Genomic DNA, 24,528 nt, shown 5'->3' with positions numbered 1-24,528 from the left:
CTTAACTTCACTTAAAAGAAATTAAGAAATGACCTTTTTTATAGGTTAGTTGAGTCTAAACACGATCGGCACGATCATCCTCACACGAACTGGTTTCCCTCTTTGTTTGCCTGGGTTCCATCGAGGCACGGTGGCTAACACACGTGCGGCTTCCTCATCACAGTCAGTACTTATTCCTTTGATAACTTCTATCTCAGCGATAGAACCATCCCTATCTACTACAAACTGCACAAATACGCGCCCTTCAACACCATCTCTTCTGGCGCGATTCGGGTATTTCATTTCTCTCCCTATATGACTATAAAAGCTAGCCATACCACCGACAGGTTCTGGCATCTGCTCGACTACACCTATATATACATCAGGTTCTTCCTCTTCTAACTCCTCATCTACCACTACTACATCATCAATATCGATGGTCAATTCTTCAATCTCTACGAGTGCCTCTATCTCCTCCTGCGTTTCGACGAAGACAGGTGCTTGCACAGATTTTCGTTCAATAGGTGCCTTAGGCCTTTCGGGTGGTTTGATCACTGTAGCTACTGGTTCGATGACATAGAACACATCATACTCTACCTCTGGTTCAGGCAGGTGAGGCACGACCTCCTCTGTTCGCCAGTTGAAGGCCATTAACACCAATGACAGGCTCGTCACTAACCCTATACTAAAAAACATACCTCTTTTGCGTTCCAGATCGAAGGCTGGATTTTTCCTCAATTCCATAATTGTAAATTTTAATGGTTAAAACATCTATTCAATCACAGAATTAAGACTACTCCCGGGATGAGCCTTAATTACAGTTTATTCGCTTTTGAATTCGTCGAAGAGCATCTGGTCGACGTTTTCTTGTTTCGGTTGCTTTGAGTGAGTCGTCACACGGATGAGCCCCATCACGAGCATACCGAAGATCAAGACTGCCGCAACTAACAGCAACCACATTCTGCGCGACGAAGTGGATTTTTTTTCACGCTGTACGAGATCACTCAAAGATTGAAAATCTTTGTGCTTATCGATCTGGCTTTTTTTCACCGATCCCCTCCTCAATCTGATATCATATTTGGTCATGACTCCTTTTTTAATGAATCAAACTTCTCCTTTAATTTTTCCAAAGACCTGTATAGTCTCATTTTGATTCCACTTTCCTTTTTATCTAAGATAAAGGCGATCTCTTTAAAATTCTTACTTTCAAAAAACTTGAGTTCCAAAATCTGAATCTCATCGTCACTCAACTCTGCGATCAACTGCATCAGTACAGTCTGCTTTTCTTCTTGATCCTCGATTTGCTCGCAGCTCATTACGAGATTGACCTTTTCATCTTCGAGACTCAAATGTTGCCGCTTTTTCGTCTCACGAAAATACTTATTGGTCTCATTGGTCGCGATCTTGTACAGCCACGCACCAAATCCCACTTCACGCACTTGATATTTAGGCAAGGCCTGCATCGCATTCATAAAAACCCGCGAAGTAACATCCGCAGCGGCACTCTCCTCATCAGTACGCCGATACACAAAGCGGAAAATTGACTCATAGTACCTATTATACAATGGCTCAAAATGCTTAATGTCTGCTTTTGCACGCTGGATGATATCTGCTTCTGAATAGTCCAATGATCAGGTCGTCGCTTTGTTAGTTTATAGTTATAATCCTAAGATGGACATAAAGTCACATTTTTCGAGCGAAAAAATATTTTCTCATGGTCAATTGCTCCCGAATGGCTTTATTTGAACTCCCATGAGCACCATTGACAAAGCCAAACTGAGAACGGTCTATCTCCGAAAACGTAAAATGCTCTCTGCTGAAATGTCTGCAGAGATAGCCTCTAAGATACTATGTCAGTTTAAAGTCTTTTTGACGCAAGTAACTGTTCGAAATGTGCATGTTTTTCTACCCATCACAAAGCAGAGCGAGATCAACACTTGGTTGATTATCGATCACCTGATCTCTGAAAGTATTGATACCATCATCTCTAAGTCAGACCTCTCAACGAACCAACTCACACACTACCGCTACGAAAATAAAGAACAGCTTCAGTTCAACAAATGGGGCATTCCAGAACCTACTAGTGGTCAGATTGTACTGGAGGATGATATAGATATGGTAATCGTGCCATTGATAACTTTTGATAGACGGGGACATAGGATTGGCTATGGCAAGGGCTACTATGATCGGTTTTTGAGTAGCTGTCGTCCCGACTGTCTAAAAGTCGGGCTAAGCATGTCTCCACCTTTAGATATCATTCCTTACGTAGATTCGTATGATGTAGCTTTGGACTATTGTATTACCCCGCTAAAGAACTACAAATTTTAATCCATGAGTGAAAAGAAAATATATGACGTCATCATCATCGGTGGCGGCCCGATAGGTCTAGCCTGCGGTATCGAAGCGAAGAAAAAAGGGCTAAGCTATGTCATCATCGAAAAAGGCTGCTTGGTCAACTCACTCTACAACTATCCGATGAACATGACCTTCTTTTCTACCTCCGAGAAGTTAGAAATAGGAGGAGTTCCGTTCATCTCTCACAACAGTAAACCAACCAGAGCCGAGGCGCTCGAATATTACCGAAGGGTCACCACCACCTGGGACCTAGACATCAAGCTGTACGAGAAAGTCGAATCGGTTCAAAAAACGGACACTTTCGCCATCAAAACAGATAAAGGCATCTACCAGTCTAAACATGTTGTTTTATCGACAGGTTTCTATGATTTACCTTTTTTGCTGAATGTCAAAGGAGAGAATTTATCTAAGGTCAAACACTACTACGATGAGCCTCATCCCTATTTTGGACAGAAAATCGTCGTGATCGGAGCGGCTAACAGTGCTGTCGATGTAGCCTTAGAAACCTATCGAAAAGGTGCAGAAGTCACGATGGTCATTCGTCATGAAGCCATCAACCCACGGGTCAAGTATTGGGTACTCCCGGATATAGAAAACCGGATCAAAGAATCGTCTATCAAGGCATATTTTAGTTCGTCGATCGCTGAGATCCGTGAGCATGAGGTGGATATCATGACGCCCGAAGGACTGGTAACGATAGAAAATGATTTTGTATTGGCTATGACAGGATACCAGCCTAGCTTTCCATTTCTAGAAGGCATGGGCATAGAGATCGGAAAAGACAATATGAAGACCCCTGTCCACAACCCCGAAACCATGGAAACCAATGTATCAGGTCTCTACCTAGCAGGCGTAGTATGTGGTGGATTGCAAACCAACAAATGGTTCATCGAGAACTCCAGAGTGCACGCCGAAGTTATAGTAGAAAATATTGTATCTGGGTGAGTAAATTGCACTTTTCCTAGTGCCACCCCCCGAAAACGATAATGTTTTTACCTAAAACATAAAATACAAGAGTTTATTGATCCTATATTAGAAATCATTTTTATACTTTAGCCTTTAAATGCCAAGTAAAATAGTCAAACATATACTATCGCCACTCGTGTTATTCGTTCTACTGCTGAACGGATACAGCCAGTCGTATGCGCATACGTTTGATGAAAACATCTTTACTTATCATGATAATGCTTTACTAGCCTCTGAGAGTAAAGAAGGCGAATCGCTACGCAATGAATGTAAGATTCAAGCCGCTACTCCTGACAAAGAGAAACATCACCGTGACGCCAACGATGATGCTATAGAGAAAGTCGAAGAAGAAAAAGAAGAAGATGACAAACTGCATGCTTATAAAAAGCATATCGTGCATGGCAATTTCTTCAACTCGATATTTGATACACCAACCTTTGGTCATTTCTTCATCGCGCTGAACAAACGCTTACTCTCCTACACGGAGACTACTTATTCTACCCCCAGTAACAATATTCTTTTTCAGGTATTCATCCTATGATCCTGTCGATGTAGATAGTTAAGTTTATCTACTCCCTCCCTTTTTTGTCATACTCCCTCCAGTGACTGGCAGCCTATATGTCTTTTATACCCTTGAATCACTCCGTCTATTTTACACTGCGGACATAATTCTATGGATATAAATCACAATGAAATAGATGTCTACAAACACATTTTTATTTTAGTTAAAGGTGCTGTTCATTTAATGGAAACGGAGCATGTCATGTGAGGTGAGGAAACAAGCTAATCCTCCTAGGAAATAATCAATAACACCTATTACAAAATAAAACCATGAATAAAATGCTCATTCTCATGGCTCTGTGTGCGTCTATATACTGCACGAGTTGTGAATCACACAAAGAACACAAGAAACTTGAAACAAAGTTCTTGGTCACTAGTCCAATCAAAATGGACACTTCGATTACCAAAGATTATGTTTGTCAAATCCGCTCCATTCGTCACATCGAACTAAGAGCACTCGAAAGAGGTTATCTGCAAGATATTTTCGTAGATGAAGGGCAGTTTGTCAAAAAAGGGCAGTTGATGTTCAAAATCATGCCACTACTCTACAATGCCGAGCTCCAAAAAGCAGAAGCAGAAGCAGAATTTGCTAAAATTGAGTATTTGAACACCAAGTCCCTTGCTGATAGAAATATCGTAGCGCCAAATGAACTGGCACTCACGAAGGCCAAGTATGACAAAGCCAAAGCAGCCTTATCACTGGCTCAAATTCATTTGGGTTTCACGGACATCAAAGCTCCTTTTTCGGGTATCATGGATCGTTTTCACAAACGACCAGGAAGTTTAGTAGACGAAGGGGATCTACTCACCGACCTCTCGGACAACAGCAAAATGTGGGTCTACTACAACGTCCCAGAGGCAGAGTATCTAGACTACAGACTCAACTTAAAGAAAGACAGCAGTCTGATGAAAGTCAATCTACTGATGGCCAACAACAAGATGTTTGACCAAACAGGTGTAGTAGAGACCATAGAGGCGGATTTCAACAACCAAACGGGTAACATCGCCTTTAGAGCGACATTTCCTAACCCAGACCGTCTGTTGAGACACGGTGAGACGGGCAATGTTGTCGTGAGAGTAGACCTCAAGGACGCATTAATCATACCTCAAAAAGCAACTTTTGAAGTCCTAGACAAAAAATACGTCTATGTCGTCGACAAAGACAATAAAATACAATCCAGAATCATTACCATCGGTGCTGAAATGTCCGATCTATTTGTCATCGATAGCGGCCTAGACGAAGGTGACAAAATTCTTCTTGAAGGTTTGCGCCTCGTGCGAAACAATGACAAGATCAACTATGAGTTCAAAGAACCCAAAGAAGTCATTTCTCATTTGAGATTGCACGCAGAGTAATCCTATATCAAGCACTAAAAGAAAATAACAATGTTTCAGCAATTTATACGTAGGCCTGCACTCGCCATCGTGATCTCTTTGGTCATTATGTTTATGGGGGCACTCGCCATCAAAACACTACCTAAATCCCAATTTCCCGATATCGCCCCACCTATGGTTGTGGTGTATCTATCTTACCCAGGCGCTAGTTCGACAGTATTGACTAACTCGGTGCTAATCCCGTTAGAACAAGCAATCAACGGTGTACCGGGGATGAAGTACATGTTCTCCACCGCAGCGAGCTCTGGGGAAGCCAATATTCAGATTGTGTTTCACAAAGGAAGTGACCCGAACCAAGCGGTAGTCAACATCAACAACAGGGTGCAGCAAATGAAGAACCGACTGCCAGCGATTGTACAGCTGGAAGGTCTACGGGTTCAGCGACTGATGCCAAACATGCTGATGTATGTCAACCTCTATGGTAAAGATACAACCAACGTAGACATGAAGTACATCTTCAACTATGCCTACATCAACATGCTCCCCGAGCTACAACGGATCAATGGGGTCGGCCTGGCTCAGATCGTAGGTAGTCGTCAGTACGCCATGCGAGTCTGGTTAAATCCAGACCGAATGCGGGCCTATAATATCTCGTCCGAAGAGGTCATGGATGCACTTAACGAACAAAGTATCATAGGATCTCCAGGTCGACTCGGTCGTGCCGATAGTAAAAGATCTGAAGCTATCGAGTATGTACTGACCTATAAGGGTCGCTATAGTGATGCCGACCAATACAAAAATGTAATCATTCGTGCCAATGATGATGGGGAAATCCTGCGACTGAAAGATGTCGCCGATGTAGAGCTCGGTAGTGAGTACTACGACATCTACTCTAACAAAGATGAATACCCGTCAGCAGCGATTACTCTGAACCAAGCCTATGGGAGTAATGCGACTGAAGTAATCGAGGAAGTGAAAGCCAAGCTGGAAGAAATGAAAAAAGATTTTCCTCCAGGGATAGAATACGAAATCAGCTACGACGTATCCAACTTCTTAGATGCATCAATCGATGAGGTGATTCACACCTTGAGAGATGCGTTTATTTTAGTGTCTATCGTGGTGTTTATATTTCTCGGAGACTGGCGATCTACGCTGATCCCGACGCTAGCGGTACCTGTATCGCTGATAGGGGCGTTTTTCGTCATGCAGGTGTTTGGACTCAATATCAACATGATTACGCTTTTTGCATTAGTACTTGCCATCGGTATTGTCGTCGATGATGCGATTGTCGTAGTAGAAGCCGTCCATGCGAAGATGGAAGAAAAACATCTCTCGCCGTTTAAGGCAGTAAAGGAAGTGCTGGGTGAAATCAGTGGAGCAATTATCGCGATTACACTGTTGATGACAGCAGTATTTGTACCCGTAGCGTTTATGTCTGGACCCGTCGGGATTTTCTATCGACAGTTTTCCATCACTATGGCTTCATCCATCGTAATATCGGGGGTTGTTGCTTTGACTTTGACTCCCGTACTCTGCGCAATCATTCTCAAGAATGATCATGGCAAACCAAAGAAGAAAAACATGTTTACCAAGGCGATGGATGGTTTCAATAGTGGATTTGAAAAGCTCACAGGTAAATATGTCGGTCTACTCAAAGTCATCGCCAATCGTCGTGTCGTGACCTTCGGGTTGTTAATTGCCTTTGCTGTCGGTACGTTAGGGATTACCAAATACTTACCGTCAGGTTTCATTCCATCCGAGGATCAGGGGATGATCTACGCTGTACTGCAGACACCTCCAGGGTCTACTTTGGAGAGGACGTATGCTATCAGCCGAGACCTCCAAAAGAAAGCGCTCCAAGTAGATGGAGTCAAATCAGTCTCTTCGCTAGCAGGATATGAAATCCTAACACAGGGTAGAGGGTCCAATTCTGGTACATTGCTGATCAACTTAGACCCATGGAGTGAACGACACCATGGTATCAAAGAGGTCATCGAAGAGTTGGAAGAAAAAGCCCAAAGTATTCCAGGTGCGAAAATCGAGTTTTTCGATCCACCAGCCGTGCCAGGCTATGGTGCAGCAGGAGGGATTGCACTACAGCTATTGGACAAAAATACAGACATAGATTACGAGCGATTGGGCAAGGTCAATGAAGCCTTTATGGACGAGCTAGCCAAAAGAGAAGAGCTAACCTCTTTGTTTACTTTTTACCGAACAGACTACCCTCAATATGAGCTAGAAATCGATAACGAACTAGCCATGCAAAAAGGAGTCTCAATCGGTAAAGCGATGGACAACCTCTCCATCATGATAGGTAGTACCTATGATCTGGGCTTTATCAAGTTTGGTCGTTTTTTCAAAGTATTTGTGCAGTCTGATCCGTCATTTAGAAAACTACCCACGGACATCATGAAGCTCTATGTCAAAAATGATGTCGGTGAAGAAGTGCCCTATTCGGCTTTCATGCGGATCAAAAAGACGCAAGGGATCTACGAGATCAACCGCTACAACATGTACACCACAGCGTCGATTCGTTGTGCACCAGCAGAAGGGTACAGTAGTGGCGAGGCGATCAAAGCGATCCAAGAAGTAGCCGCTGAGAAACTGCCAAGAGGCTTTGACATAGACTGGGCTGGACTCCAAAAAGATGAGGTTTCTCGTGGTAACGAAGCAGTTTATATTTTCCTCATTGTATTGATCTTTGTCTATTTTGTATTGTCTGCACAGTATGAGAGTTTCATCCTCCCACTAGCTGTAGTACTCTCACTACCCGCTGGGGTATTTGGATCTTTCCTATTCATCAAAGCGATGGGCTTGTCCAATGATATCTATGCGCAGGTTGCACTGGTCATGCTGGTGGGGCTATTGGGTAAGAATGCCGTATTGATCGTCGAATTTGCCGTGCAAAAGCATCAAGAGGGCATGACGGTACTGGATGCTGCCATAGAGGGAGCCAAAGTACGTTTTCGTCCTATCCTGATGACTTCCTTCGCCTTCATCGCAGGATTGATACCATTGGTACTGGCACATGGCCCTGGGGCCATCGGCAACAAGACCATCGGTGCATCAGCACTGGGAGGTATGCTGTTCGGTACAGTATTCGGGGTGATTATCGTCCCAGGACTGTACTACATATTCGGATCATTGGCAGAAGGACGCCAGATGATCAAAGATGAAGATTTCGAGCCATTAACTGAAAACCATTCGCACCATGATTAAAAGAGCCATGAAGAAGAGTTTGGTAGCAGCAGCAGTCGCATCTGGCCTATGGGCCTGTGCGCCTGACCTAGCCACTACCAAAACCGAAAACACAGAGGTAGTTCCTGACCGTTTCAACGACGTACAGGACTCTACCAACACTGCCGATATAGCATGGCAGGATTACTTTAACGATCCCTACCTCACAGCACTGATCGATACCGCACTGATCAACAATCAGGAGTTGAACATCATACTGCAAGAGATAGAAATCGCTCGGTTCGAGGTGAGAGCGAAAAAAGGAGAGTACCTCCCTTCTGTAGGCGTAGGGGCTGGTGCAGGTTTTGAGAAAGTCGGACGCTATACACCTGAAGGAGCAAGTGAAGCTACGACGGACATCAAGCCAGGCAAGGCTATGCCAGACCCAGTACCAGAGCTAGGCATAGGCGCCTATGCGACCTGGGAGATTGATGTCTGGAAAAAGCTGCGTAATGCTAAGAAATCTGCGGTCAAAAGATACCTGTCTACTATCGAAGGCAAAAACTTCATGGTGACACATCTGATTGCAGAAATTGCGCATTCCTACTATGAGCTTTTGGCCCTGGACAATCAGCTGGCTATAGTCCGGCAAAACATCGAGATTCAGAGCAATGCCTTGGAGATCGTCAAGCAGCAACAGCTTGCTTCACGTGTCACGGCATTGCCCGTGCGAAAATTCGAGGCAGAAGTACTCGGGACGAAAAGTCTTCAGTATGGTATCCAGCAGCAGATCATCGAGATGGAAAACAAGATCAACTTTCTGGTCGGACGGTACCCACAACCTATCGAAAGAAACGCTGAGGTATTTAATGGTCTCGTGCCAGACATGGTCTATGCCGGGATCCCTGCTCAGATGCTAGACAACCGACCGGACATCAAGCAGGCAGAACTAGAATTAGCAGCAGCTAAACTAGATATACAAGTAGCCAAAGCACGGTTTTATCCATCGATAGGTATCTCAGCGGGCATCGGTTTTCAAGCCTTCAATCCGAAGTATCTGATCAAGTCACCAGAGTCGCTGCTCTACTCATTGGTCGGAGATATCTCCGCGCCACTGATCAATAGAAATGCCATCAAGGCTACCTACTTCAGTGCAAATGCCAAACAAATCCAAGCGGTATTCAACTACGAACGAGTGATCCTAAAAGGCTACATCGATGTGATCAATCAGCTCTCCAATATTAGCAACTTGGAACAAAGCTATGCTTTGAAACAGCAAGAAGTAGAAACACTAAATGAGTCCATCGTCATCGCTACAGACCTATTCAAATCTGCCAGAGCAGACTATATGGAAGTACTGATGACGCAGCGTGATGCACTTTCGTCAAGGTTCGAATTGGTAGAGACCAAAATCAAACAACTAAACGCCAAGGTCAATGTATACCAAGCCTTAGGCGGTGGATGGAAAGAATAAAAGACCCCTTTTTACCCCTGTTTTAATTGTAAAAGCCAATTCATGAGTATGTGGATTGGCTTTTCTTTTGCCCTCAAATGATCACTCCACTTTCGCGAAGTACACTTTAGCGGCCTGCATCACTTTGGGTGCAAGGTAGATCGCAGACACCATGGTGGGGATCGCCATCAGACCATACATCACGAAGATCAAGCTCACCACTCCGTCTAGACTCCATACCGAACCAATCAAAATGATGGCTACATACCAGTAGTTGAAGAACTTCGCGTACTTGACGCCCACCAAAAAAGAAAGACATTTCTGTCCCAAGTACGAAAAGCCAAACACCGTCGTAAAGGCAAAAATCAGCACACAAGCAAGGAGTATATAATGCCCCAGGTAAGGAATCGACACATCAAAAGCCTTGGCTGTCAAAGAAATCCCATCCAGGCCTGTCTCCGTCCAGACCCCAGTCGACAGGATACACAAAGCCGTCATCGTACAGATCACCAGCGTATCAATGAATGGCCCCAGCATGGCCGCAAGCCCTTCCCGCACGGGTTCGTCGGTCTTGGCTGCTCCGTGCATCATCGGTGCGGTACCAATACCTGCCTCATTGGAAAACGCCGCTCGTTTGGCTCCCTCTACCACGATCGCACCTACAGCACCACCCAGCACTGCGTCCGCATGAAACGCATCTTCGAATATCAAAAAGAAACTATCAACCACACCACTCCAGTTCACAACCATAATCACAAGTACGCTCAGGATGTACACTACGACCATGAGCGGTACCAAGCGTGACGCTACTTCACCGATCCGTTTGATCCCCCCAAAAATCACAAGTACCGCAAAAAACACGATAACCATCCCTAGCGAAAGATCCACCAAGAACTCATTCCCCTCTACCCAACCGAGTGGACGAATGAGCACCTCACGTGTGACCTGCACAATCTGATTGGCTTGAAAAATAGGTGTAGCACCAAAGAACCCCGCTACCGCAAAAAACACGGCCAGCGGTTTGAAATATTTGGGCATCCCTTCTCGAATCACATACATGGGGCCACCCTGTATCTGTCCCTCACTATCATAGCCACGGTACATCACCGCCAGCGTACAAGTAAAAAACTTGGTCGCCATACCTACAAAAGCACTGACCCACATCCAAAATATTGCTCCTGGCCCGCCTGCCACGATCGCCAGCGCTACGCCGCTGACATTGCCCATACCTACGGTAGCAGCCAGATGGCCAGACAAGGCCTGAAAGTGAGAAATCTCACCCTTCTCTTCTGGGCTATCGTACTTGCCTCGAAGGATATTGATCGAATGCCCGAGGTAACGAAAAGGCAAAAACCTAGAGTAGAGCATAAAGAAGAGCCCTCCTCCGATCAACAAAAAGAGCAAAGGCTTGCCCCATACAAATGATTCTGCTTGCTTAAAAAAATCTTCTAACGTGTATAAAAAATCCATAAAGGAGTGAAAATAGTAAAGTCCAGAGTCCTCCTGACCCCAAACTGTGTTCATTGTAAATGATTTACAGCAAAGGCAGTAGCACAGCCCATACATTCTCGGCTAAGATTGCATGCCCCTCAGCTGTAGGGTGTATCCCATCTTCTAAGTTCAGCTCGGGTATGCCCGCTACACCTTGCAGGATAAACGGAATCAACGGCAACTCGTACTCCGCGGCGAGCTCTGGATAGATGCGCTGAAAATCTTCCGCATAGTCCGCTCCCATGTTCGGAGGGATCATCATGCCTGCCAGTACCACTTGACAGGTTGGGTATTTGGCTTTGACCTTGTCAATGATCGACCGTAAGTTTTTTCGAGTCTCCTCCGTACTCACGCCTCTCAGTCCATCGTTTGCGCCAAGCTCTAGGACGAAAATATCGATCGGATTCTTCAGCACCCACTCCACCCGAGCATCCCCGCTAGCAGTAGTCTCTCCGCTCAAACCTGCATTGATCGTTTGATAGGGCAATTCCATTGAGTCCAATCGCTCCTGAATCAAAGCTGGAAACGCTTCGGTCAGGTCCAATTTGTATCCCGCAGTGATGCTGTTGCCAAAGAAGAGTATGGTCTTCTTCTCTTCATCTGCGACTTGCTTGGTCTCTTCAATTTCTGAATTAGATGCTGTTTTTTGCTTTTGATCTGAACTACAACTGGTCAGGATCGACAAAAAAAAGATCGTCAGAAAAACCGTCGTGGGTATCCGTAAGTTTCTAATGCACATGATTTTCGGGTGTATTTCGATAAGAAACCAAAATTAACTTTCTAATCCTAAATGGTTTGAAATAAATTAATAATTAATTTTGCGTTTCGTAAACAACATTGCATTAGGGCACAACGTAAGTGCTGAACCATACAAGAACGACTTGATTATGAGATGGATGATGAGATCAAAGATTCACAAAGCGGTAGTCACCGAAGCGAATCTGAATTATGTGGGGAGTATTACTATTGACAAGGATTTCCTCGATATGGTAGGGCTCAAAAAGGGCGAAAAAGTCCAAATCGTGAGCAACACTTCAGGTGCTAGATTAGAAACCTACGTGATCGAAGGAGACCGTGGATCCAAAGAAATCTGTATGAATGGTGCTGCCTCTCACCTCATCGGTGAAGGCGAAGAGATCATCATCATCGGGTACGAACTCACCAATGAAGACATCACTCCAAGTGTGATTCTACTGGACAAAGACAACAACTTCGTGGAATACCTCGAAGAATCCGTAGAGCTCAACCGCTTTCTCTAAGCCATTGAACCTATCGTAGAAAAAGGATGCTGAAAATGACTCTCCAGCATCCTTTTTTTATCCCTCATCAAACAGCCTGTCTCGCTATCATTTTGGCACTAGCCATCTTGAGACCAAACCACAGCAGGTAAGAAATCAAGCATATTGCTATCCCATACATACTGGTGATCGAAGACACCTTCAATCCCCCGGCCAACAAGGCCTGAGATACTTGTCCCACTTGCTCTATGGATTGAAAAGCCGAATACAGACCAATGAACTGCCCCAGCACGCCAAACACCAAAGCAAACAACCCTATAGACTTGACCCAACTGACATCCACAGCTTTCCCGTTGAAAAGAGCAATAAATTGAGCTATTGTTATCGCCACTATCCCCATCAGCAACAATGTCAACACACCCATAAAAAGGCTTCCGCCCATGTAAAATAATTCTACCATGATCATTTAAATTTAAGTGAAAAATATAAAATCAAAGGTAGAGTCAGCCACAGCCTGATGTCAATGCAGAATCCAGTCCTAAACCTGCTACTCGTCGACAAAAGTTCGATATTCGGTATTAATTCAACATTTTAGCGACATGAAAATCACTCGACATGTTTTCTTTTGGATCGTCATCGTCCTGCTGCTCACCTTGATCTTTGGCAAATCCTATCACAGCTTTTCAGAGTCGTTTTACTTCGTCTGCTTGCTACTCCCGATGACAGTCGGTACGGCTTACTATTTCAACTATTATTTAGTGCCTAAGTACTTGTTCATGCAGCGCTATGGCAAGTTTGTACTTTACAGCTTTTATCTACTAATCATCTCGCTCAACCTTGAGATGCTCGTCATCACCACCGCCTTCATTGTACTCGCCGAGTATGACTTCACCAACATGAACCCCATCACCACAGACGTGTCCATATTGACCCTAGCACTATACTTTGTCGTTTTTGGTTTTTCCTTCGTTCGTTTGGTTCGGTTCTATTTTCAAAACCAACAATCCATTTCTCGGTTCGAAGAAGAAGTCAAAAAAGCAAGTACCACCACCATTACCATAAAAGAAAATCGCAAAAATCGCCCTGTCAACCTCGATGACATCCACTACATCGAAAGCCTCAGCGACTATGTCACGATTCACCTCTCGGGTGAAAAAATCACCACCAAAGAAAAAATCAGCGTACTCGAGTATCGCCTACCCAGCCAGTTCATCCGTATCCACCGTTCCTTCCTTGTCAATCGTCATCACGTCACGGCATTCGCCAAAGATCAAGTTCAAATCGGTGAACTCACCCTTCCCATCAGCAGAACCTACAAACAAAAGGCAATTAGGAGCCTCGAAGCTTAAACCCTTTGGCTCATATCCCGTAAATTGTGACTTATAGTATCCTTTATGTCACAGATCTTAGAAGTTCACAAGCTCTCCAAAACATACCAAAGCGGAGAAAAAAACCTTACCGTATTAGATCAAATTTCCTTCAGTCTAGAAGCAGGAAAATCCCTTGCAATCGTAGGTCCCTCTGGCAGTGGCAAAACCACTCTACTCGGACTCTGCGCAGGATTAGATCGAATCGATACAGGCAGTGTCAGCATAGCAGGGCACGCCCTTGATCAACTCAGCGAAGATCAAAAAGCGCAAGTACGCAACGAAAACGTAGGCTTTGTCTTTCAGAACTTCCAACTGATCCCTACGCTCACAGCACTAGAGAATGTAATGATCCCCCTCGAACTCCTCGGTGACAAAAATGCACTTCAAGAAGCTACAGCTCTCCTCGATCAAGTCGGGCTGGCAGATCGAAAAAACCACTACCCGTCCCAACTCTCAGGAGGAGAGCAACAGCGAGTAGCACTGGCACGCGCCTTCTCCAACCGTCCCAAAATCCTCTTCGCCGACGAACCCACCGGCAACCTAGACGAAGAGACAGGTGCTAAAATCGAAAAATTGCTCTTCGACCTCAACCGAGACAAGGGCACTGCCCTCGTACTCGTGACCCACGACATAGAGCTCGCCTACAAAACCGACCACCTCATTCGTCTCAAGGGCGGAAAAGTATTTGAATCCGATCTCCTCAGCCAAACACACGCTCAATCTTGAAATCACCGCATTTAGTTCCTAGACAAATGTCCCACACCTGGCTACTCCGCATGGCCTGGAAAGACAGCCGACGCAGCAGATCCAAACTCCTACTATTCACACTATCCATCACGATAGGCATAGCGGCACTAGTTGCCATCAACTCCTTCAAAGAAAACCTCAACGACGAGATCAATAACCAATCTAAGTCCCTATTAGGTGCAGACTTAGAGGTCTACTCTCAGCAGCCTTTTACGGAGGAACAAATGAGTTTTATAGATTCCTTGGGGTCGACACGTTCTTTACAAAGTCGTTTTTCTTCGATGATCTACTTTCCGCAGACTGGTGGCACGCGATTGATACAGGTTCGAACACTGGAAGGTGACTATCCTTACTATGGCGAGATTGAAACCTTACCACTTTCAGCAGCAACAGACTTTAAAACTGGTGCATTCGCTCTAGTAGATGAGACACTGATGATGCAGTACAATGCCAACATCGGTGATCCCGTCAAGATAGGGCAACTAGAATTCCAGATCATAGGGAAACTCCAAAGCATCCCCGGTCAAAACAGCATCAACACCGCTGTAGCTCCCGTCGTTTATATCCCTCACCAATACCTCGTACAAACTGGACTCGTAGAGCGTGGCAGTCGCGTATACTATTCGTACTTCTTCAAAACAGATCAAGAAATTATCGAAGAGGAATTCGATGAGACCTACGAAACACGATTTGAAGAATTAGCACTGCGCTACGAGACGGTAGACAAACGAAAAAAGAACACCAGTATCGCCTTTAACAATACGACTGTATTCCTAAACATGTCGGCCTTCATTGCGCTCTTGCTGGGCAGCATCGGTGTAGCAGGAGCAGTCTACAGCTACCTTGGAGAGAAACGCAGATCCGTTGCGATCTTGCGCTGCTTGGGACTGAGCGGGCGCCAGGCATTCTATATATACTTCTATCAAGTGCTAACCATGGGGCTGTTAGGCTCACTAATTGGCACCACCATTGGTACAGGACTACAATTGTTTCTACCAAGGTTGGTAGAAGGTCTGATCCCATTTTCAATACAAACACGATTTTATGCCTTAGTCGCTCTAGAAGGTGTCGCCATTGGCATGATTGTCACCGTACTGTTTTCGCTCCTACCTCTCCTATCCATACTCAAAATCTCTCCGCTCAACTCCATCAGAGCAGAGTTTGAGTCAGGTGGAGATGACCAAAAAAATCTAATTCTGAAAAGTAGTTTATTTGGTGTGATCACGCTATTCCTCTTTTCGTTTTCTTATCTACAAATCCAAGAGTTGGATCAAGCAGCGATTTTCATCGGAGGTCTCTTTGTTACTTTTCTGATTCTCTGGCTTTTTTCTAAAGGGCTTATTTACCTCGCCAAGACTATGGTTTCCCCTAAATGGAGCTTTTTGCTCCGTCATGGGATTGCCAATCTACACCGACCCAAAAACCAAACAGGCCTGCTCATCATCACCGTCGGTATGTGTACCATGTTGATCTCCATCATGTACTTTTCTCGTCATGTGTTATTGGATCAGATCACGATGGCAGGGAGCGAAGAGCGTCCTAATATGGTTCTATTTGATATCCAATCACACCAAAAACCCGCCTTGGAAACACTCGTCACGGACTTTGACTTACCCATCATACAGGATGTACCTGTGGTGACGATGCGCCTACTAGAGTACAACGGGATCACGAAAAAACAGGCTAGCCAAGACTCTACTTTGGAAATCCCAGACTGGCTCTATAACCGAGAATACCGCGTGACATTCCGGGACAGCCTCATCAGTTCCGAGACCATCACCAAGGGTGCCCTTCATCCCTACCAAGCCAATGACTCCATCTTCATATCAATCGCCGAAGGGTTTGCAGAGCGACAAGAATGGGAACTAGGTGATGAAATCATTTTCAATGTGCAAGGGGCTCTTATGAAAACTTATATCGGAAGCTTTAGAAAAATCGACTGGCGCAGAATACAGACGAACTTCCTCGTGCTGTTCCCCTCAGGGCTACTAGAAGAAGCACCACAGTTTCATGTACTCGTAACCAAAGTCAAAGACAACCAGCAGTCTGCCACCTTCCAACAAGCCATCGTACGCCAGTTTCCTAACATCTCCATCATCGATCTCGAGCTGGTGCTGAAAACAATCGAAGAAGTCCTCGTCAAGATTTCTTTCGTCATCCGCTTCATGGCACTGATCAGCGTAATGACAGGATTACTTGTCTTGATCAACTCCATCATGCTGAGCAAATCACAGCGTGTCAAAGACAGTGTTCTCCTACGCACACTCGGTGCAAAAGCCAAACACATCATTGCCATTATCACTATCGAATACCTCGCCCTAGGATCAATTGCATCACTGACGGGGCTCATCACCGCTCATCTATTGACTTGGGTGCTATCCGTGACGCTCTTTGATGCAACCTATAGCATAGATTACATGTCTACTGTGTATATATTCATCGCTGTGATCATTGCCACTTTGGTAATGGGTTTACTCAATATGAGACCAGTCCTCCGAGAAATGCCCTTAACGATTCTCCGAAGAGAAAACTAAAAACATAATAAGACACTGGAAATCAATAGGTAACAAAAATAATTTATAGCACAATCCTAGTGGTGGCACTTCGTTTGTTTGTCAAGAAATAAAATCACAAACAAATGAAAGTATTTAAAATCATAACGATCATTACCCTGATCAGCTGCTCACTGATGGCGTTTGCCATATAGGCCCCCATCTAGGTTTAGTAATAAAATCAAGGCCTCTCGTACCTGTACTTTATGATCACCTAACCCTAGAGGGGTCAGCCTTATAATAAGACTTCCCTGTCTCCAGCCCCTTTGACGTAGATTGTCTTGGATTTTAGCAGATGCTTGGTCATCTTCATAGCATGATAAAATTGCTATTATTCCCTGCTGCTCTACTCATCTGCATGATGAGTAGTTGCTCCTCTCCTGAGCCGAATAAGACAATGTCGGCTGAAGAGATGAAGGTCCGTCAAGTTATTTTGAATTTATTCCAAGCGATGTATGACGGAGATAGCAGCGCAATCAGACCACTATTCGACGACTCTCCCCTACTATACACCATCTATGAGCGCAACGACTCCACATTCAAGGTAGAAGGAGGACTGAATCAATTTCTTCAGTCCGTAGGTACTCCTCACCAGGTCAAATGGATAGAAAAGTCTTGGGATTACAAAATATCAATAGACGGTGGACTAGCACAGGCTTGGTGTCAATATGCTTTTTTTGCTGGCGAGCGGTTTAGTCACTGTGGTGTAGATGCTTTTCAACTCGTTAAGTCCCCACAAGGATGGAGAATCTTTACACTAGCAGACACGCGAAGAAAAGACGGTTGTTTGTTTCCTACAGGAAAATTTTTCGAACCCGAATAAGGTACTATTCAAAAATTTGAAACAAAAAAGGGCTACCTAGTTGGCAGCCCTTCTCATAAATTTATTGCTAATTTCTTATCCTACAGTTTTCACTGTTTTGATAATTCTTGCTGCTACTTTGTACGGATCAGCGTTAGATGCTGGTCTTCTATCTTCTAGGTATCCTGACCATCCCTTGTTCTTAGTGTAAAGAGGGATACGAATAGATGCTCCTCTATCAGACACACCGTATGAGAAATCAGTGATCGCAGCAGTCTCGTGCAATCCAGTCAATCTCTGGTCATTGTATGCTCCATAAACCTCGATGTGCTCAGCAACTACATTTCTGAATGCCTCACATACTTTCTTGATTTTCTCTTCAGATGCTGCGTTTCTCAAGAATGAATTTGAGAAGTTAGCGTGCATTCCTGAACCATTCCAGTCCGTAGCACCTAGTGGTTTCGGGTGGTACTCGATGTACAATCCGTACTGCTCAGACAATCTTTCCATCAAGTATCTTCCGATCCAGATTTCATCACCAGCTTGTTGTGCACCTTTCGCAAATATTTGCCATTCCCACTGACCAGCAGCTACTTCACCGTTAGTCCCTTCGATATTCAAACCAGCAGCGATACATAAATCTAAGTGCTCGTCTTTGAAATCTCTACCGAATACATTTTGTCCACCTACACCACAGTAGTATGGTCCCTGAGGAGCAGGGTATCCACCAGCTGGGAATCCAACAGGTAGTTTAGTTTCTGGATCCATCAAGAAGTACTCTTGCTCAAATCCGAACCAGAAGTCGTCATCTTGATCATCGATAGTTGCTCTACCGTTAGTTTCATGTGGCTCACCATCAGCGTTCAATACCTCAGTCATCACCAAGTAACCATTTTCGATTGCTGGGTCTGGGCAAATATAGACTGGCTTCAAAATACAATCAGAAGAACCACCTTCTGCTTGTTGCGTTGATGAACCGTCAAAAGACCACTCAGGACAATCCTCTAGCTTGCCGCTAAAATCTGATACAACTTTGGTTTTACTTCTAAGAGATTGAGTAGGCTGGTATCCATCTAGCCAGATATACTCTAATTTTGATTTTGCCATTTTTCTATAAGTATTTAATAATTTTCTAATTCTAAGCTCTTTTCAGTTTTTGGGGAAATGTTGTATTAGGAAGTGTTGTCAGATAAAATGTGGTCTACCGAGAACAAGTACGTATTATTACGGAAACCAAAGGTAGCAACTTTTTTTAAACCCTCCATGTCATAAGACAATCAATTGGTTATAAATAGTGTCTGGAGTGGCAGCTTACCTCCCCAGACACAAAAATTGCTTAAACACTTAATAAAGTCTTACTGTTTAGAATGCATAGACAGCAGCTAGCACGAATGAAGACATTGAACCTGTAGCCTCTGAACCATCGCTAAATACATCTTCTGAAGCAGCGTCTAGTCTCAACTCAGGAATGAATGTCAATCCACCTACTGTGTATTGAGCAGTTAGCGTTACATCTACTACACTAGCTTTACCATCAGCATCATAACCACCGATTGCACCAGCTCCACCTTCAAACTCTCCGAAATACTCTATTCTAGTTCCGAGTGCGAATGCATCAGACAAAGAATATTGTAAATAACCTGCAGCTCCGTAGAATCCGAAAGGATCTACACCATCAAGGTTACTACCAGTTGTATTGTAAGTAGCATTTACACCAAAGTATAATGCGTCACTCAAATCCCATCCAGCAGTCAAGTCAATTTGGAATGTAGCACTATTGTCTACAACAGCTCCATCTCCATCTATATATGCCATTGAACCATCTTGGTCACCGTACAATAAGTTCAAGTACGCTCCACCGAATCCAACTTGAGCACCGATAGTATAAGTATCGACTGGATTGAAATCAGTCATGTCAGTAGGGTTAAATACACCTACCATCAAACTAGCTTCTCCTAAAGAAAAATCAGCTTTCACACCTGAGTGAGAAAATGGACCATAAGAGAACATGTATGATGTAGAGTAGTTAAAGTTAGCCGTTGGAGAGATTACTTCGTACCCCAGGTAAGTATTGAAGTTACCCATTGAAAGAGTAACAGCGTCACTCACCATCCAGTATGCATACAACTGGTTAACAATGCTAGAAGAAGCAGTAGTCGCTCCAAAAACTGCATCCGTTCCTCTAGGCCCATACACAAGGTCTGCAACGAAACCCGTTTTCTCACCTTCTAATCCAATGATCACGTTAGCCATACCTAGTGCAAAACCGTTTTGGTTAGCGAAAGAAGAACCTGGTGCTTGTTGGTTTCCATAATTAGTAGGAGACAGGTTTGATCTAAAGTAAGCATCTACACTACCAGATATTGATAGGACAGGTGTAGATGACTCTTCTTCGTCCTGAGCAGAAGCTGCAAAAGAAACTACTAGCAATGCCGCCAATAATATTTTTGTAAAATTTTTCATTATTACTTTATTTTAGAGTTGAAATTTTAAAGTTGAAAAAAGACCTGTTTTACTGTGTTCGCACCACAGTGTGAACAGGTCTTCTCTTTTATATCTAATTGGTGAATCAGTCGTCGAAGATGATAGTATAACCTCTGATACCGTGCTCATGACTATCTAGACCTTCTGTTTCGTGTTGTTCAGAAACTCTTACACCGATAGTTTTCTTCAAGATGAAGAATAACAAGAAAGCGATAGGGAAAGCAGCACCTGCGTAACATAGTACTCCGATCAACTGAGTCATGAAAGAGAACTCACCGATACCGAAGATACCTACAGCTAGCGTACCCCAGATACCACACGTCAAGTGAACAGATACAGCACCTACTACGTCATCTAGTTTGAATTTGTCCATAGTCACGGCAGACAACACTACCAAAATACCTGCTACTGCACCGATGATCAATGAAGAAGTCACAGACACTACGTCTGCCCCAGCAGTGATTCCAACTAGACCAGCAAGGATACCATTGAGTACCATTCCCAAGTCCATTCTCTTAAATACCACTTTAGCAGTGAAGAATCCGAATAGACCTCCAGTACAAGCAGCCATACATGTCGTCACCAACACATAAGAGACTAAATCTGGATCAGCAGACAATACAGAACCGCCATTGAAACCAAACCATCCTAACCATAGCAAGAACACGCCGATCACTGCCAAAGGCACAGAAGCACCTGGCTTGTCGATTACTTTTCCATCTACGTATTTACCTAGACGTGGGCCAATGATCATGATACCTGCCAATGCACCCCATCCACCTACGGAGTGAACCAAAGTAGAACCAGCAAAGTCATAGAATCCCATTTCGTCTAGGAATCCACCACCCCATTTCCATGAGCCTAAGATTGGGTAAACCAACCCTACATACACTACAGTGAAGATCATGTAAGCGGACACCTTCACACGTTCAGCGATCGCACCTGATACGATAGTCGCAGCAGTCGCAGCAAACATTCCTTGGAACAAGAAATCCGTCCAGTAAGTATACCCTGCACCAGCATAGTCAATAGATGCGCCATCAGTAGCTGCATCGAAACCAATACCTAATCCAGCGAACCCTAAGAAACCGTTGAATTCACCAGGGTACATCAAGTTGAATCCACAAACCAAATAAGTCAATAGACCGATGATTGGGGTAATTGTGTTTTTAAACAGGATATTAACTGTGTTTTTGGATTGTCCAAAACCAGCTTCTACACCTGCAAAGCCTAAGTGCATAATAAACACTAAAGCTGTAGCCAACATCATCCAGATGTTGTTTGCCGTAAAAAGCGCAACAGCTCCTTCGGTAGCCTGTGCAGCTGCCTCAGTTGTCATCTCGCTCATTACATTAGTCAAAATTGTCATAGCAATAATTTTAAGTTTAAAATAAATTTATAGTCCTAAATCGGTAGTAAATGCTTGCTTGCTGCGGGCGCACATCACCGAAAAAATCCTTAATTTAGATATCATCTTGTGTCAGTGAAAAAGAACTGAACTACTGATGAATTCGGGAGTTTTTTAATTTCCTCAGCTGCTAAAGTAGCAAAACCAAGTAGAACTACTTAGTAGGTACACAGAAATTATCCTGATTTACTTAATATTTATACCATTCACATTTTTTAATGATTTTATTGAATTTTATTCAACAAACACTTGAAAACACACCAATACAGTATGATTTTTTCAACAAAACAGGAGATTCTTTGATTAAAACAATAGTTATATGTGCTATACACATTTATTTTACTGTGATTTCGCAGGTTTATTACTTGGAAATTTGATTAAGTAGTAAGTAAAATGCTCTACTAAATACGCAACAAAATACGTACATACGTAAACACATAAACCAACAACCCGATGACTCACTATAAAAAAGCAGGAGACAAGGCCGAAAAACAGGCAGAAGACTACCTAACAGGTCTAGGGTTTGAAATTTTGGAAAGGAACTACAGGCACAAAAAGGCAGAAATAGACCTGATCGTATCGCATGAAAACTTATTACTATTCGTAGAAGTGAAATACCGAAGAACAGCCACTTATGGATACCCAGAGGAGTTTGTCTCCGAAAACCAACAACGCAACATTATAGGAGCAGCTCAGTATTACCTAGAAAGGTTGAAATGGAAAGGCCGAATTAGATTTGACATCATAGCGCTAGACGCCTCCATGTCGATCACTCATTTTGAAGACGCCTTTTACTAAGGAGGTTTAATCGTACATAGCTTCTATTAACGCTGCATACTTGTCCAAAAGTACACGTCGTTTCAGTTTGAGCGTAGGCGTCAGTTCGCCGCTATCGACACCCCAGACATGATCCATGAGCTCTATTTTTTTGACCTGCTCCCAGTGCCCAAACCCTTGATTGTATCGTTGGATCACCTCATTATAGAATTTTATAATCTCGGGGTTCTTGATCAACAGGTCTGGCTCTTGCATCTTGATACCACGACCTTGACACCATGTCGCTAAAGTCTCAAAATTAGGCACAACCAGTGCAGAAGGAAATTTACGTCCCTCACCAAGCACCATGATTTGCTCTATAAACTTAGACTCCTTGAACCGATTCTCCATCATCTGTGGTGCGATATACTTACCACCAGAGGTCTTGAACATTTCTTTTTTTCGATCAGTAATCCTGAGAAAACCTTCATTGAGCTCTCCAATATCCCCCGTATGAAACCAGCCACTATTCATCACAGCCTCTGTCTGTTCCTGATCCTTGTAGTACCCGATCATAACATTAGGTCCTTGACATAATATCTCGCCATCTTCTGCAATACGAACACTAATCTGATCTAGAATTTTACCCACCGTACCAACGCGCACACCTCCCTCAAAGGGCGTGTTAAACGCAATACCTGGTGAAGTCTCTGTCAAACCATAACCCTCACATACTGGAATCTGTGCTGCCCAAAAAATCCGTGCCAAACGTGGCTGCAATGCAGCTGCACCAACGAGAACATAGGACAATTCACCACCAAGAGCCTCCCTCCACTTAGAGAATACCAACTTACGCGCTAGTGCCAACTGAGCATTATACCAACTCCCTTGATCAACAAATGGCGTAAACTTCAACCCCAAATTAACCGCCCAGAAAAACAATTTTCGCTTCAACCATGGCAATTCATAGCCTTTGGCAATGATTTTATCATAGACCTTCTCCAGCAGGCGAGGCACAGTCGTGAACATGTGGGGTTTGACCTCTTTGAGATTATCTCCAATGGTATCCATGCTCTCCGCATAATAAATCGAGATACTGCTATAGAAATAGAAGAAAGAAGCGGTTCTTTCTAATATGTGACAGAGAGGTAGAAAACTGAGTGCACGCCCCCCTTGATCTAACAAGCCTTTGAGTGCTACACGAACGGCAACAGAATTACTGACAACATTGTGATGTGACAGCATGACGCCTTTAGGCCTCCCAGTCGTACCCGAGGTATAGATAATGGTAAACAAATCCTCAGGCTTGATTGCACTGCTAATCTTCTCGACTTGGGCAATATCTCCTTGCGGGTCCAAACTCAACACTTGTTTCCAGTTATCTACACCCGCGATATCATCAAAGGAATAGATATGCGCCAACGCATACTCTTTATTTGCCGCAGTGATCTTATCTAAAATCTCCTGATCTGCACCAAAAACAGCCTTAACCTCTGCGTGCTCGAAGATGTAAGCGTAATCTTCTTTGGAGATCGTGGGATACATGGGAACAGAAATCACCCCTGTTTGGGCACAGGCCAAATCTACAAAATTCCATTCTGGACGGTTCGTAGATACAATGGCAACTTTATCACCTGGTACCAGTCCCATGCGCAAAAGCCCCAAACTAAGTTTGGAGACTATATCCATTACTTCTTGGGTAGAATACTTTCTCCAGTTTCCCGCTTCAGAACACGCCAAACAGTCCTCGATCGGGTGATGAGTAGATTGGTACTGTAAAAAATCAAAAACGCGTGTCGGTTTTTCCATAATCAAGCCTTTAGACCTTTAAGATAGTAAAAAGGAAGCAGGAAT

Annotated in this window: 22 protein-coding genes; 12 read left to right on the top strand and 10 right to left on the bottom strand. The window is 43.9% G+C overall.

Going from position 1 to position 24,528, the window contains the following annotated elements; genetic code table 11:
* Positions 1 to 45 precede the first annotated feature (45 nt).
* From BGP76_RS16060 to BGP76_RS16050, 3 genes are all read right to left on the bottom strand, one after another.
* Complete coding sequence (locus BGP76_RS16060; protein WP_119845422.1) at positions 46 to 723, bottom strand: energy transducer TonB; 678 nt, start codon at positions 721 to 723, stop codon at positions 46 to 48.
* Between the two features lie 78 nt (positions 724 to 801).
* A complete protein-coding gene (locus BGP76_RS16055) occupies positions 802 to 1,065 on the bottom strand; it encodes a hypothetical protein (protein WP_073120992.1) in 264 nt (87 codons plus the stop codon).
* On the bottom strand, positions 1,062 to 1,607 hold the full coding sequence (locus tag BGP76_RS16050) for an RNA polymerase sigma factor (protein ID WP_073120994.1): 546 nt from the start codon (positions 1,605 to 1,607) through the stop codon (positions 1,062 to 1,064). Before BGP76_RS16050 ends, BGP76_RS16055 begins: the two co-directional genes overlap by 4 nt.
* Positions 1,608 to 1,731: 124 nt before the next feature.
* Here BGP76_RS16050 and BGP76_RS16045 point away from each other — a divergent pair, with 124 nt between their 5' ends.
* The 6 genes from BGP76_RS16045 to BGP76_RS16020 all read left to right on the top strand — a co-directional run bounded on the left by BGP76_RS16045 (position 1,732) and on the right by BGP76_RS16020 (position 9,847).
* Positions 1,732 to 2,307, top strand: a complete 576-nt coding sequence (locus BGP76_RS16045) for a 5-formyltetrahydrofolate cyclo-ligase (RefSeq protein WP_084190423.1) — start codon at positions 1,732 to 1,734, stop codon at positions 2,305 to 2,307.
* Positions 2,308 to 2,310: 3 nt separating this feature from the next.
* Positions 2,311 to 3,279 (top strand): YpdA family putative bacillithiol disulfide reductase, encoded by a 969-nt coding sequence (locus tag BGP76_RS16040; protein ID WP_119845421.1) that lies wholly within the window; start codon positions 2,311 to 2,313, stop codon positions 3,277 to 3,279.
* 118 nt (positions 3,280 to 3,397) lie between these two features.
* Positions 3,398 to 3,841: a hypothetical protein gene (locus BGP76_RS16035; RefSeq protein WP_119845420.1), complete on the top strand. Its 444-nt coding sequence runs from the start codon at positions 3,398 to 3,400 to the stop codon at positions 3,839 to 3,841.
* 290 nt (positions 3,842 to 4,131) lie between these two features.
* Complete coding sequence (locus BGP76_RS16030; RefSeq protein WP_073121000.1) at positions 4,132 to 5,217, top strand: efflux RND transporter periplasmic adaptor subunit; 1,086 nt, start codon at positions 4,132 to 4,134, stop codon at positions 5,215 to 5,217.
* Positions 5,218 to 5,247: 30 nt separating this feature from the next.
* The gene (locus tag BGP76_RS16025; RefSeq protein ID WP_119845419.1) at positions 5,248 to 8,415 is read left to right on the top strand and encodes an efflux RND transporter permease subunit; all 3,168 of its coding nucleotides are present in this window, start codon (positions 5,248 to 5,250) and stop codon (positions 8,413 to 8,415) included.
* Complete coding sequence (locus BGP76_RS16020; RefSeq protein ID WP_119845418.1) at positions 8,408 to 9,847, top strand: TolC family protein; 1,440 nt, start codon at positions 8,408 to 8,410, stop codon at positions 9,845 to 9,847. Before BGP76_RS16025 ends, BGP76_RS16020 begins: the two co-directional genes overlap by 8 nt.
* A gap of 81 nt (positions 9,848 to 9,928) precedes the next feature.
* Here BGP76_RS16020 and BGP76_RS16015 read toward each other — a convergent pair whose 3' ends face one another.
* The gene (locus tag BGP76_RS16015; RefSeq protein ID WP_370453803.1) at positions 9,929 to 11,350 is read right to left on the bottom strand and encodes an alanine/glycine:cation symporter family protein; all 1,422 of its coding nucleotides are present in this window, start codon (positions 11,348 to 11,350) and stop codon (positions 9,929 to 9,931) included.
* Positions 11,351 to 11,360: 10 nt separating this feature from the next.
* Positions 11,361 to 12,056: an arylesterase gene (locus BGP76_RS16010; protein ID WP_119845417.1), complete on the bottom strand. Its 696-nt coding sequence runs from the start codon at positions 12,054 to 12,056 to the stop codon at positions 11,361 to 11,363.
* A 157-nt stretch (positions 12,057 to 12,213) separates the two neighbouring features.
* On the opposite strand from BGP76_RS16010, the gene panD reads away from it, so the two are divergent.
* The gene (gene panD, locus BGP76_RS16005; protein WP_289847948.1) at positions 12,214 to 12,576 is read left to right on the top strand and encodes an aspartate 1-decarboxylase; all 363 of its coding nucleotides are present in this window, start codon (positions 12,214 to 12,216) and stop codon (positions 12,574 to 12,576) included.
* A gap of 67 nt (positions 12,577 to 12,643) precedes the next feature.
* Here the strand turns inward: panD and BGP76_RS16000 are convergent, their stop codons facing one another.
* Positions 12,644 to 13,015, bottom strand: coding sequence for a MotA/TolQ/ExbB proton channel family protein (locus BGP76_RS16000; protein ID WP_158584303.1), 372 nt, complete (start codon positions 13,013 to 13,015; stop codon positions 12,644 to 12,646).
* A gap of 139 nt (positions 13,016 to 13,154) precedes the next feature.
* Here BGP76_RS16000 and BGP76_RS15995 point away from each other — a divergent pair, with 139 nt between their 5' ends.
* From BGP76_RS15995 to BGP76_RS15980, 4 genes are all read left to right on the top strand, one after another.
* Positions 13,155 to 13,904 (top strand): LytTR family DNA-binding domain-containing protein, encoded by a 750-nt coding sequence (locus BGP76_RS15995; RefSeq protein ID WP_073121011.1) that lies wholly within the window; start codon positions 13,155 to 13,157, stop codon positions 13,902 to 13,904.
* A 45-nt stretch (positions 13,905 to 13,949) separates the two neighbouring features.
* Positions 13,950 to 14,651 carry an ABC transporter ATP-binding protein gene (locus tag BGP76_RS15990; protein ID WP_119845415.1) on the top strand — a complete coding sequence of 234 codons (702 nt, stop codon included), beginning with the start codon at positions 13,950 to 13,952 and terminating at the stop codon, positions 14,649 to 14,651.
* A 26-nt stretch (positions 14,652 to 14,677) separates the two neighbouring features.
* Entirely contained in the window at positions 14,678 to 17,206 is a 2,529-nt protein-coding gene (locus BGP76_RS15985; protein WP_255416148.1) for an ABC transporter permease, read from the top strand.
* Positions 17,207 to 17,540: 334 nt separating this feature from the next.
* Positions 17,541 to 18,047, top strand: coding sequence for a nuclear transport factor 2 family protein (locus tag BGP76_RS15980; RefSeq protein ID WP_147407490.1), 507 nt, complete (start codon positions 17,541 to 17,543; stop codon positions 18,045 to 18,047).
* Between the two features lie 75 nt (positions 18,048 to 18,122).
* Here BGP76_RS15980 and BGP76_RS15975 read toward each other — a convergent pair whose 3' ends face one another.
* From BGP76_RS15975 to BGP76_RS15965, 3 genes are all read right to left on the bottom strand, one after another.
* Positions 18,123 to 19,133 carry a glutamine synthetase beta-grasp domain-containing protein gene (locus BGP76_RS15975; protein WP_073121017.1) on the bottom strand — a complete coding sequence of 337 codons (1,011 nt, stop codon included), beginning with the start codon at positions 19,131 to 19,133 and terminating at the stop codon, positions 18,123 to 18,125.
* Between the two features lie 255 nt (positions 19,134 to 19,388).
* The gene (locus tag BGP76_RS15970) at positions 19,389 to 20,489 is read right to left on the bottom strand and encodes an outer membrane beta-barrel protein (RefSeq protein WP_185146854.1); all 1,101 of its coding nucleotides are present in this window, start codon (positions 20,487 to 20,489) and stop codon (positions 19,389 to 19,391) included.
* Positions 20,490 to 20,595: 106 nt separating this feature from the next.
* Entirely contained in the window at positions 20,596 to 21,858 is a 1,263-nt protein-coding gene (locus tag BGP76_RS15965; protein WP_370453810.1) for an ammonium transporter, read from the bottom strand.
* 513 nt (positions 21,859 to 22,371) lie between these two features.
* Between BGP76_RS15965 and BGP76_RS15960 the strand changes: the two genes are divergently transcribed.
* Complete coding sequence (locus BGP76_RS15960) at positions 22,372 to 22,716, top strand: YraN family protein (protein ID WP_073121023.1); 345 nt, start codon at positions 22,372 to 22,374, stop codon at positions 22,714 to 22,716.
* A 6-nt stretch (positions 22,717 to 22,722) separates the two neighbouring features.
* Here the strand turns inward: BGP76_RS15960 and BGP76_RS15955 are convergent, their stop codons facing one another.
* Positions 22,723 to 24,483, bottom strand: a complete 1,761-nt coding sequence (locus tag BGP76_RS15955; protein ID WP_119845411.1) for a long-chain fatty acid--CoA ligase — start codon at positions 24,481 to 24,483, stop codon at positions 22,723 to 22,725.
* Between the last annotated feature and the right edge of the window lie 45 nt (positions 24,484 to 24,528).

It is taken from the genome of Reichenbachiella sp. MSK19-1, from assembly GCF_003590315.1.
Lineage (GTDB): Bacteria > Bacteroidota > Bacteroidia > Cytophagales > Cyclobacteriaceae > Reichenbachiella > Reichenbachiella agariperforans.
Note: the sequence above shows the minus strand (reverse complement) of the source record. Positions and strands in the feature narration are given on the sequence as shown.